Annotated in this window: 3 protein-coding genes; all 3 read left to right on the top strand. The window is 56.6% G+C overall.

Annotation, left to right across the window (positions count from 1 at the left end):
- The first annotated feature begins 47 nt into the window (after positions 1-47).
- The 3 genes from NSU14_RS13230 to NSU14_RS13240 all read left to right on the top strand — a co-directional run bounded on the left by NSU14_RS13230 (position 48) and on the right by NSU14_RS13240 (position 12,400).
- The gene (locus NSU14_RS13230) at positions 48-9,026 is read left to right on the top strand and encodes an SDR family NAD(P)-dependent oxidoreductase (protein WP_340945299.1); all 8,979 of its coding nucleotides are present in this window, start codon (positions 48-50) and stop codon (positions 9,024-9,026) included.
- A complete protein-coding gene (locus tag NSU14_RS13235; protein ID WP_076243102.1) occupies positions 9,023-11,581 on the top strand; it encodes an alpha/beta fold hydrolase in 2,559 nt (852 codons plus the stop codon). Before NSU14_RS13230 ends, NSU14_RS13235 begins: the two co-directional genes overlap by 4 nt.
- Positions 11,582-11,692: 111 nt before the next feature.
- A complete protein-coding gene (locus NSU14_RS13240) occupies positions 11,693-12,400 on the top strand; it encodes an MBL fold metallo-hydrolase (protein ID WP_081956551.1) in 708 nt (235 codons plus the stop codon).
- Positions 12,401-12,405: the final 5 nt, after the last annotated feature.

Here is a 12,405-nt window from a genome sequence, read left to right on the forward strand (position 1 = left end):
CTAGCGCCAGAATATAGCATATCAAACATAGGTTGGTGGTCAGCACAATGAGCATGGACAAACCGGAAGACCGTAAGGAATTAATCTATTTCCAGGAGCTGTGGGCGGAATCCGCCCCCGTTCCGCAAGCCCCGGCGATCCCCTCTAAGGAAGAGGCTAAGGCAATGCTCCTGTTTATGGAGGCAGAGGACAGGGAAGGACAGGCGGCAGTGAGGGAACTCCGCCGGGATTTCACTGTAATTACCGTACTGGCGGCAAGCACCTTCCACAAACAGGACGGTCATACTTACACGATCAATCCTGCGGTGGAACAGGATTATACCGCTGTGCTGGCTGAAGCTGCCAGGGACAACCTGCAAATCGCCTATATGGCGATGCTCTGGAAGAATACCGCGCCGCCGGATGATTCAATGACACCGCCGGATACCGGTGCTATTTTCACTATTTTTCATTGGGTTCAGGCCTTTCATGCCCTGAAGCTGCGGCTTAATATCCGCTGGCTGTCCATCTCCCGGAGCGGCGGCGGAGAGCAGCCTGCAATCGAAGCTTTGGGAGCCTACGGCAGCTCGCTGCAGCGGGTATATCCGCGTCTTCGCTTCACTCATATCGGGCTGCAGGATGGAGAAGCGAATCTGGCGGAACTCATCCGGGAGGAAAGCCTGCTGACCCGCTTTGCTTTTGCACATGAAGTGAGATATACGGGTGGCTGCCGATTGGAGCAGCAGTTCAGCGAGCTTAACCTGGGGACAGACGGGCCTGCTCTGCTGAAGCAGGGCGGCGTGTACATGATTTCCGGCGGAGCCGGTGCGCTGGGCATGATCCTGAGTACTCATCTCGCGGAGAAATACCGGGCGAAGCTGGTTCTGTTGGGCAGAAGTCCGCTTACAGCCTTAGTGGAGGATAAACTGGCGGCCTTGCGTGCCTCCGGTGGAGAAGCGCTGTATCTGACCTGCGATATTGCGAAGACCGCTGAAGTGCATTCGGCAGTCCGGCTGGCCAAGCAGCATTACGGAGTCCTTAACGGTGTGGTACATGCGGCGGGACAAGCGAGCCATCAGCTTATTTTTCAGAAAAGCACGGCCGCCTTCACTGAGATTCTTCAGCCGAAAATCGCGGGTATTGCTGCTCTGGATGAAGCCACGCAGCAGGAGCCGCTGGATTTCTTTGCTGCCTTCTCCTCGACTTCATCCCTGCTTGGGGATTTCGGACAGTGTGATTATGCCGTGGCGAACCGGTTTTTGGACCGGTTTTGCCGCCGCAGGCAGCAAAAGGCCGAGAAGGGCGAACGGCAGGGCAGAAGCCTCTGCCTGAATTGGCCGCTATGGGAAGCGGGCGGAATGCATCTGGACAATCAGGGGGAACAGCTCTATCTGCAGACTTCCGGGATGGGGTATTTAACAGAGGCGCTGGGCATCAGCGCTTTTGAAGCCATCCTGGCGGGCCAGGAGCAGCAAGCTGCAGTAGTATACGGGGAACGAACAAGGCTGGAAACGCAGCTGAGGCTGAAGCCGAAGGAGGCCGAGCAGGCCAGAGGAGGAATAGCTAAGTTGGAGGAGCATACGGGGAATACAACCGAGTCCATGGAAGAACAGGTAATGCGCGATGTGCTGCACCTGGCGGCGCAAATTTTGCAGACACAGCCCGGCAGGCTGAACCCGGAGGAGAACATGGGCGATTTCGGCTTTGATTCGATTTCACTGAAGGAATTTGCTGACGGGTTAAGCGAGCTGTATGAAATTGAACTGTCTCCGGCTGTCTTTTTCGCCAAAACCACACTGAGCGAGCTGACCCCGTTCCTGCTGGAGGAATTCAGCCGGGAGATTCAGGCGCATTATGCTGCGGCGACTCCTGTGACTGATTCACTTGACCAGCAGATACGTATTGCACCGCTGCCGGCACAGGAGGCAATTCCTCAGAATCCACAGAATGCTCCGGCTGCGCAGACAGTTCCGCTTGAGGTTCCCGCCGGTCTGCCCCGCATGAGAGCTGGTGCAGGGGAAGAACAGCCGCCTGCGCTGCTGCCGCTGGCACAGAAATTCTCCGGCCGCAGCAAGACAAGCCGCACAAAGGCCGTGCACGAAGCTACGGCGCGGCGGGATGTGGCGGTGATTGGCGTGAGCTTCAAGCTGCCGGGTGCAGACACGGCGGAGGAGCTGTGGAATTTCCTCGAGCGCCAGGAGAATCAGATCCGGGAGATTCCTGCAGACCGCTGGGACTGGAAGGCCTATTACAGCACCGACCCGCAGGCTGAGAACCGCACCAATTCCCGCTGGGGCGGCTTTATCGGCGGCCATGATACCTTTGACGCCAAGTTCTTCCAGCTGTCGCCCCGCGAAGCGGAGCTGATGGACCCGCAGCACAGATTATATATTCAGGCGGTCTGGAAAGCGGTGGAGGACAGCGGATATAAAATGTCTACACTTGCCGGGAAGCAAGTGGGCGTATTCTCCGGCGTCCAGTTTACCGATTACCAGCAGTTATTGTCCGCGAATATGGAGAAGATTCAGGCCCAGTCCAGCATTGGCAACGCAACGGCCTTGCTCAGCAACCGCGTCTCTTACCTGTTCAATTTCAAAGGGCCCAGCGAATCAATTGATACCGCCTGCTCCAGCAGTCTCGTAGCCTTGCACCGGGCGGTGAAATCCATTCAGCACGGCGAGAGCAGACTTGCGCTGGCAGGCGGGGTGAGCCTGATGCTTGATCCCAATACCTATGTAGGTGCTGGAGTCATGGGCGTATTCTCACCGGAGGGGCAGTGCAAAACCTTTGACCGCAGTGCGAACGGCTATGTCAAAGGAGAAGGCGTCGGCGTCGTAGTGCTGAAGCCGCTGGATCAGGCTGTAGCGGATGGCGATCACATTTACGGCGTTATTAAAGGCACAGCCGAGAATCACGGCGGCCGGGGGCATTCCCTTACCGCTCCCAATCCGGATGCGCAGGCTGAGCTGGTGGTGCAGGCCTTCACCGAAGCGGGCGTAGATCCGGCTGCGGTAACGTATATCGAAACGCATGGAACGGGAACGGAGCTGGGCGACCCGGTGGAAATCAACGGGCTGAAAAAAGCCTTCTCCGAGCTGTACCAGAGCCGGGGACAGGCTCCGGCCACCGGTCCGCAGATCGGTCTCGGCGCGCTCAAGACGAACATCGGGCATCTGGAGCCGGCTTCCGGTATTGCCGGAGTGATTAAGGTTCTGCTATCCCTCTCCAGGGGCAAGCTGCCGGGTAACCTGAATTTCAAGGAGCTGAATCCTTACATTCAACTGGAAGGCTCCCCGTTCTACGTGCTGGAACGCACGAAGACCTGGGAGGCCAAGGTGAACGCGTCTGGCCAGTCCTTACCACGCTGCGCGGGTGTCAGCTCCTTCGGCTTCGGCGGCACGAACGCCCATGCCGTCATCGAGGAGTATGTACCGTCTGCGGCGCCTGCGCAACCTGCGGATGAACCTGTGGTATTCCTCCTGTCGGCCAAGAACCGTGACCGGCTGCGCGAATACGCCGCACTCTTCCGCGGTGCTCTAGCCGAGGCTGTAGATATGCGAGGGATCGCCTACACGCTCCAGGTGGGACGCGAAGAGCTGGAGGAACGGCTGGCTATCGTCGCAGCCACTGCGGAGGAGTTGCGGGACAGGCTGGCCGCTTATTGCGGCGGATACGAAGCACCCGGCCTGTACACGGGCAGCGTTAAGAAATCCCGTTCAGAGACAGGAGCTGAGGACTATTCACAAGCGGTTATTGCCCATGCCTTGGCGGCTGCGGATCACGTTACCCTCGCCAAGGCATGGACAGCCGGAGCCCGTATTTCCTGGACCGAGTTGTATGGGAATCAGCGTCCGGCGAGAGTTTCCTTACCGAGCTATCCATTTGCACAGACCCGGTATTGGATGCCGCTGAAGAAGGCAGACCCCGCTTCCGCCAAGACTGTGGTCTCGGAGCCAGCCTTGCACGCCCTGATCGACCGCAACCTGTCGACGCTGTATGAACAGGAGTTCGGGAAGACCTTTCAGGGCGACGAGTTCTATCTGGCTGATCATGGGCATGTTCTGCCAGGCGTTGTCTATCTGGAGATGGTCCGGGCAGCCGGAGCCTTGGCCGATCCTAAGCATGTTGTAACCGGAATCCGCAATGTGGTCTGGTCGAGTCCGGTGCTTGTGGACAAGGAAGCGTTACTGGTCAGAACCGCTGTGCAGCCCGGACCCCAAGGGATTGACTTCAGGATTTACTCCGAGCAAGGCGGGCAGCGGGTGGAGCATGCCCAGGGCAAGCTGGAGCTGGGTTCTTCCGGGGACTTCCGGCAGGAGAGCCTGGATATCAACGCCATAATCGGCAGAAGCAGCGGCGGGGAGCAGGAAGCGCGTGCCTATTATGAGCTGCTGGGCAGCCTGGGCGCTGAGCTGGGCAGCCGGTTCTCGGGGATTCAGGCTTTGTACTGCAATCCGTCCGAAGCCGTCTCCAGGCTGACTGTTCCGGACCGTCTTATGACCACATTGGATCATTATCAGCTGCACCCGACCCTGACCGACGGAGGCTTGCAGTCTGCGGTGGCTTTTGCCTACCGGACCGGGCTGATTGACCGGCAGGTGCTGTTTGTGCCGTTCGTGCTGGGACAGCTCGAAATTCTGGATGCTTCTGTTCAGCCCGCCTACGCCTATGTTCAGCGTTCGCCGGGTCAGGGACTGAAATTCGATATCGCTTTTGTGGCAGAAGCAGGACAAGTGGTTTCAAGAATGAAAGAGCTTGCCATCCGTCCGTTTCAGGTGAACCCGCTGGCGGGAACCTCCGCAGCAGTGCATCAGCCAAAGTCCGCCGGAAGTGAGCTGGTCTATTTGACCCCGGGCTGGGTGGAGAGTCCCATAGATCCACTTGCGCTGCCGTCTGCTCCGGGAGCCAAATTGCTGCTCATGGGCGGCGCTTCGGCGGAGAAGGAGGCGAGTCTGACAAATGCACTTGCGGACACTGCCATTCGGGTAAGCTTTGGCTCAGTGTACAAGTCACTAGCCGTTAATCAGTTTCAGATTGATCCAGCCGATCCGGAGAGTTATACGAGACTGGCCGAAGCCTGCGGCATTGCTGAGGATACGAAGCTGCAGATTGTTTATCTGCTTAGCGGCACAGGTGCCCGGACGGTCAGAGAGTGTGTGGCTCAGGACGTCTATCCCGTGTTCCATCTGTCCAAATGGCTGGCTTCCTTCGGGTTCCGAAGCCCGGTCCGCCTGTTCTGCATATACCGCGATGAGAAAACGGTGGCCGCCTATAGTGCATTGTCCGGCTTCTTCCGCTCAGCCGTGCTGGAGAGTCCCAAATTGCAGGGCAGCCTGATCCATATTAAGGATCACAGCAGGTTGAATCATGTGCTGGAACAGGAGTTTTCAGGCAGCCAGCCTGAGCATGAGGTGAAATATGAAGCGGGCTGCAGATATACCCGCCAGTTAATCCCTGCACAGCCGCCCCGGGACCGTACGCGCAGGCTGAAGGCCCGAGGTGTCTATATGATTGTCGGCGGACTCGGCGGACTGGGCTATAGGGTTGCCGAGCATCTCGCAGAGAATTACCAGGCGCGCCTGGTGCTGTGCGGCAGAAGCCCGGAAGGTGACCCGGCCAAGCTTGAGCGGCTGAAGTCGCTGGGTGCAGAGGTGGTCTATCTTTCGATGGATTTGGCCGATGCGAAAGCGGTGGAGCTTACGGTAGCGGAGATTAAGAATTTGTTTAACCAGCTGGATGGAGTTATTCATTGCGCCGGAGTAATCAAGGATTCGCTGCTGGTTAAGAAGAACATGGCGGATATTGCCGATGTGCTCAGTCCCAAGGTATACGGAACCGTATATCTGTACCGGGCGTTGTCACGGGAAAATCCGGAGCTGCTGTTCGTGCCCTTCTCCTCCTCAACCGCGTTAGTCGGAAATATCGGCCAGAGCGATTATGCCTATGCCAACAGCTTTTTGGATCATTATGTAGCGCTGATGAATGAGAAGCGGGGCAGAAGCGATACCGCAGTGAACTGGTCCCTGTGGGAGAATGGCGGCATGCAGGTGGACGGCGCTACCAGGGAATTGCTCTGGTCAAAGTTTGGGATGAACCCGCTGTCTGATGAACAGGGACTGCGGGCCCTGGAAGACAGCCTGTCCTTCCGGGAGGACCAGGTGATGGCGGTAGCGGGAGACAGGGAGAAGCTCATCCGTACCTTCACCGGCCAATTTCGCCAGGCCAGCCGGCAAAGCCGGCAGCCGGAAGGCAGTTTCGCCGCTGCGGCCGCTGCGCCTGGGGATAACGGACGAAGCCATCAGCTGGAGGAAGCGCTCATCGGCATCATGGCGGATATTCTCAAGAGCAGCCGGAGCGAGGTCAGCCGGGATACTGATCTCAGTGAGCTTGGTTTTGATTCGATCTCGTTCACTGAGCTGTCGAATGCTATCAACCGGGTCTTAGGAGTGGAGATTACACCAACGCTGTTCTTCGAGCAGTCTACTCCGGCGGCCATTGCGGAAGCGATATACGGTGAATACCGGACGGTGATTGACCTTCATTTTGCACCGCCGGAACGAGGCGGCGAACGCCTCCCGGTTCAGGCCCTGCAAGCGGAAGCACGGCAACCTTACCTTCAGCCGGAGACTGCATTCAGGCTACTGCACCGCAAACCGGATACCTCCTTGTTCCCGAACCTGGCGGATCGATCTGGGCGGAACACCGGTGCCCTGCCGGACACCAGGGAGCCTATCGCTATCGTGGGCATGAGCGGGATGATGCCCGGAGCGGACAATCTGGAGCAGTTCTGGTCCAATCTGGAAGCACAGAAGGACATGGTCACCACCATTCCTGAAGACCGCTGGAGCTGGCAGAACCGCTACGGCGACCCGCGCCGGGAGACGGGCAGAACCGATGTGAAATACGGTGCCTTCCTTAAGCGCATCGACACCTTTGATCCGCTCTTCTTCGGCATTTCGCCGGTGGAAGCGGAGAAGATGGACCCGCAGGAAAGACATATGCTCCAGACCGTATGGCATACGCTTGAGAATGCGGGCTACAAGCCGGAGGAACTGTCGGGAACCCGGACCTCGGTATTCATCGGGGTATCGAACGGGGATTATCAGGAGCTGCTGCTGAAGGATGAGATTGCCACCACGCTGACCCGCACGATGCTGACGAACCGGATTTCTTATTTCTTCAACTGGAGCGGACCGAGCGAGCCGATTGACACGGCCTGCTCCAGCTCGCTGGTAGCCATCCACCGGGCGGTGGAATCGATCTGGCATGAAGGCTGTCCATATGCAGTCGCAGGCGGAATCAATCTGATCGCCAGCCCGAACCTGTTCATCGCTGGCAGCAGCCTGGGGATGCTGAGCAAGGACGGGAAATGCAAGACCTTCGACAAGGACGCCGACGGGTATGTGAGAGGCGAAGGGGCAGGGGCGCTGCTGCTTAAGCCGCTGTCTGCCGCGCTTAGGGACAAGGATTATATTCATGGCGTGATCCGGGGAACAGCGGTCAACCACGGCGGGAAATCGAATTCGATTACTTCCCCGAATGCCAAATCCCAGGCGGAAGTCATTATCCGCGCACATGAGCGGGCAGGCATAGACCCTTCCACGGTCACTTATATTGAGACGCACGGAACAGGTACCAGCCTGGGCGATCCGATTGAAGTAGAGGGACTGAAAAAGGCATTCAAGGCTCTGTATCAAGAGTGGGGGAAGCCGGAATCAGAGCTGCCGCAATGCGTAATCGGCTCGGTCAAAACAGCAATCGGCCACCTGGAATCGGCGGCAGGCATAGCGGGTGTAAGCAAAGTGCTGCTGTCCATGAAGCACGGGAAGATTCCGGGCAATATTCACTTCAAGGAGCTGAATCCCTATATCAAGCTGGAAGGCAGCGGTCTTAGCATTGCAGGGCAAACTGTCCCATGGAAGCCGCTTGCCGGAAGCCGGGGCAGTGAGATTCCGCGCCGGGCGGGCATCAGCGCTTTCGGTGTAGGCGGAAGCAATGCGCATATCATTCTGGAAGAATACCGCAATCCGCCGGTTGAGCTGCCTGCAAACAGCCGCTCCCGGCACATCATTATCCTGTCTGCCAAAAGCCAAAGCAGTCTAAAGGAGAACAGCCGCAGACTCCAGGACTTTGTCGCCCGCAGCCTTGCGGGAGAGGCGGCCCTTCCTGCGGAGGACAACGCCCACAGTCTGGAAACAAGCCTGCGGCGCGATGTCATTGCCTTGTTCAGGCAGGTGATGGTTCTTGACGGTGAGGACATTGATCCTGCGGCGGAGCTCGAGGAATATGGACTGGACGCGGTCAAGAACGTGCAGCTGCTGGAATTGCTGAAGGACAAATTCACTCTCGAATTCAAGGACGCCGTGTACGGCTTCTCTTCGCTCAACAGTCTGGTGATGTTCCTGTTGCAGCACGATCCCGAGGGGATCAGCAGTTACTACGCGGCGGGACGCAGTAGAGTGCACCTGGAAGGAACTGCTCTGCCGGACAGCCTCACCCTGGAGCAGCTGGCTTACAGTCTGCAGACCGGACGCGCTGAAATGACGGAACGGCTGGCCATTGTGGCCGACAGCCTGAGCATGCTTCACGGGAAGCTGGGAATGTACCTGTCCGGGCAGCAGGATCAGGCGGGCATACATGAAGGACAGAGCAGCCAGCGCTCGGCGCTCAGCAAGCTGTTCGACGGCGAGGAGAGCCGCTTGTTCATGAATGAGCTGCTGCTGGGAGAGAAGCTGGACAAGATTGCCCAGCTATGGGTGCAGGGCGTTGCCATTGACTGGACGGCCTGGTACCCGCAGCCACTGCGCAAGACGCCGCTTCCCGAGTATGCCTTTGATGAGGAAAGATACTGGCTGCCCGGACCGGACCGCATAAGCGCGCCAGAATCTGCCCTAAGCCCGGTTCATACTCCGGAAGCAGAAGCACATGCGGAAGAAGAGCCGGTTGTTCTGGATGACGATCAGCTGCTGCTGTGGCTGAACAAGGTACACAAAGGGGAAATAAGCGCCGAGAACTTAAATCTGTTAGTGGGGGATCTCTTGGAATGAGCACCTATTCGAGAATGCAGTTGTTAAAGCTGGTGGAGAACCAGCAAATGTCTCCGGAGGAAGCATTGAAGATCATCAGGGAGAACAGTCAGCGTCCTGCAGGCCAGCCACAGCATCAGCCGCAGCCGCCGATCCAGGAGGAGCCGCTAATCGCGGCTCCTGCGGACCGGCAGGATTTGGGCTCGCAATTGAACAAGCTCCTGGTGGAGGGAGTAGCCACGCTGCTTAAGGTACCGGCGGGCAAAATCCACCCGGATGCCGACTGGAAAAGCTTTGGGTTTGATTCCATCAGCTTCACGGCCTTTCACAGCTATCTGACGGAGAAGCTGGGATTCAGCTTTCCCCTGGATGTCTTCTTTGAATACAGCACGATCAATACCTTAACCGGATTCCTGCTGACCCAATCCTCCGGTGCAGAGGTCAGCTTCAGCGGGGAGCCTGCTGTACAGCCTACGGGTCACCTGCTTTCTCAAGGCCCCGCTGAGACTGGGAAGTTCACCCCTGCCCGGCAGGATTCCCTATGGCTGGTCAACAGTTCGGATACCTTTTTCCTCGACTTTTGGAGCAAGCTTGCCGACTCCTCCATCAATGCTCCAAGGACGGGTTATCCTCCGCTGTCCACAGCTGAGCTGGATAGAGTCGCGCACAAATACATCCAGCTGCTGGTGAATACCTCGGCCGGTCAGAAGATGGAGGTAGTAATCTCCGGTCAGGGCAAGCCGCTGGTCATTGTCGGAGGTGTGGGTATGGCTTCGCCGATGATTCTGCATCAGCTCGATTATTTCTCAAGCCGCTACCGGGTCATCAGTATCCATAATCCGGGCTGCGGACTCAGTGAGGATATCGACAATTACTCGCTGGAGCACAGGGTCAAGGTGATTGCGGAGGTGCTGGACAATCTGGGAGTGAGCGGGCTGGTGGATTTTGTAGGCATTTCCTGGGGGGGACTCGTCGGGCAAACGTTCAGCGTGGAGTATCCGGAGCGGGTTTCCAGCCTGATCCTGGTCAGCTCCATCTATGAAATCGTCAATGAGAACCCGCAAATGAATGCCGACGCAGCGATGAAGAAGGATCTTGAAGCAGTCGAGCGGGGGCTGGATTCCCTGGAGCTAATGGAATACGGAAAGAGCATCAACAAGCAGATTTTCACGAAGTATATGGAATATTATCTGCCCGGCAATCACAAAAGCTACTCGACCATCCAGCTGATCGGCCGCATTCAGGTGCCGGTACTGATCGTATACGGCAAAAAAGACACCATCATCAATACCCGGCAATCCAGAGAAATGGCAGTTGCAATTCCGGGGGCCCGCTGCGTTGAAATGGAGGACGCCGCCCATTTCCTGTTCATGACGCATCATGAGCAGCTTCACCGGGCGGTGGAAGAGTTCATCTTCCGGCCGGAGGCTGAACCCTTCAGCCTGCGGGACAGCTACGCGCAAATTCTGGATGCTGAGCAATTGCGCAGATCAGAGCTGGACATACGGGGAATCGAAGGCTACGGGGGACTGGAAGAGCGTCTGAATGAGCTGTGCATGAGCTATGCCTACCGTTATATCAGGCAGTGCGGTCTCGACACCACTCCCGGTACGATTCATGACCGGACTGAGTGGGTGAAGAGGCTGAAGATCCTCCCCGGATATACCAAGCTGCTGGACTGCATGATCGACATGCTGGCGGAAGACGGCGTGGTGAAGCTGCTGAACAGCCGCGTCAAATTCATCAAGGCCGAAGCGGAGATTCCGCAGCCGCAGGAGCTGTATGAGGCCTGTCTGCAGGATTTCCCTGAGTTCCAGGGGATGCTCCAGTTCCTGGATTATTGCACCGGCAATTATAAGGATGCGCTCAGCGGACGGGTCCCTCCGGTCAGCGTGCTGTTCCCTAAGGGCAGCTCGGACGCCCTGGAGCGGAGCAACCGGGATACCGTGGAGCATGGCAGGGAACGGGTCTATGCCCGGGTGGTGCATGATATTCTCTCCATGCTGATCGCCAGGGACGGAGGCGGTAGACCGCTCAATATTCTTGAGGTCGGCGGCGGAACCGGACTCTTGACCCGGCAGCTGCTGGATCTGGCAGAACTCCCGAATGTGAACTACTATTTCACCGATATCGGCGAATATTTTATTAACAAGGCGAAGGATGAGCCCGAATTCACTTCCCTGCGCTTTAAGACTTTTGATATCAGCAAAAATCCGGCAGAGCAGGGCCTGGCACTGCACAGCTTTGATGTTGTGCTCGGGCTGAATGTGGTCCATGCCACTAAGGATATCGGCGGAACGCTGGCCAATTTGCGGCAGCTGCTTGTGCCGGATGGTCTGATGCTGCTGATTGAAGCCTGCAAACGCCTGCGCTGGGTGGATATGGTCTGGGGGCTGGCCGAAGGCTGGTGGATGTTCGAGGACCGGAGCCTGCGCGATAAATCTCCGATTATTGACCCGTATGCCTGGGAAAAAGTATTCGTGGACGCCGGTTATCAGGACATTCAGGTCTTCCCTGGCGACGATGAACGGCGCTTTATGGCCGACTGTGTTCTTGTTGCAGCCCACAAAAGGTAAAAATTCAAAAATATGATACTAATTTTAACATTATACAGCATAAACATTCATTGACATTGAAGGAAATCGTAGATGATAATTTAGTAGATTCATAAAGAAAATTGTGGAAATATGACAAACCAGATTTTCGAGGAGGCGGACATGGAAGCAACGTATGATCTGTTTACCATCAAAACGCAGTGTATGACTTTTTCTAACTACGCTTATCTCGGAATTGACAAGACCTCCCGTAAAGCTTTTGTTGTTGATCCATCCTGGGATGTATCGCAAATGATCCAGATTTTGGAGAAGCAGGGCGCATCCCTGGAGGCTGTACTGCTGACGCATTCTCATTTCGATCACACCAATATGGTCAAAAAACTGGAAATGCTCTATCATCCGTCGGTCTATATTTCCAGAACAGAGGCGGACTACTACAGATACCGCTGCACCCGGCTCAGAACCGTTGAAGACATGGACCGGATACGTATCGGGGACACCCAAATTACTTGTCTGGTGACTCCAGGGCATACGCAGGGAAGTGTCTGCTACTGGGGCGAAGACAACCTTTTCTCCGGGGATACGGTATTTATCGAAGGCTGCGGCTTATGCGACAGCGAGGGGGGCTCGGCAGAGGATATGTATTACAGCATCCACCGGCTGATCCGGCTGATTCCGGCACATGTGCGGGTTTTCCCGGGCCATTCCTTCGGCGATCCGCCGGGCAAAGAGATGAGCTATCTCTATAAAAGAAATCTGTATTTCCAAATCGATGACATCAATCATTTTGTGAAATACAGGAACAGAAAGAACAATGCCAGAGTTTTTGATTTCAAATAAGCTGC

Source organism: Paenibacillus sp. FSL R10-2771, assembly GCF_038000205.1.
Classification (GTDB): Bacteria; Bacillota; Bacilli; order Paenibacillales; family Paenibacillaceae; genus Paenibacillus_AQ; species Paenibacillus_AQ phytohabitans.

Bases quoted from the DNA above. Each gene is read 5' to 3' on its own strand.
- NSU14_RS13230 (WP_340945299.1), top strand. From the start codon at position 48: ATGAGCATGGACAAACCGGAAGACCGTAAGGAATTAATCTATTTCCAG.
- NSU14_RS13235 (WP_076243102.1), top strand. From the start codon at position 9,023: ATGAGCACCTATTCGAGAATGCAGTTGTTAAAGCTGGTGGAGAACCAG.
- NSU14_RS13240 (WP_081956551.1), top strand. From the start codon at position 11,693: ATGACAAACCAGATTTTCGAGGAGGCGGACATGGAAGCAACGTATGAT.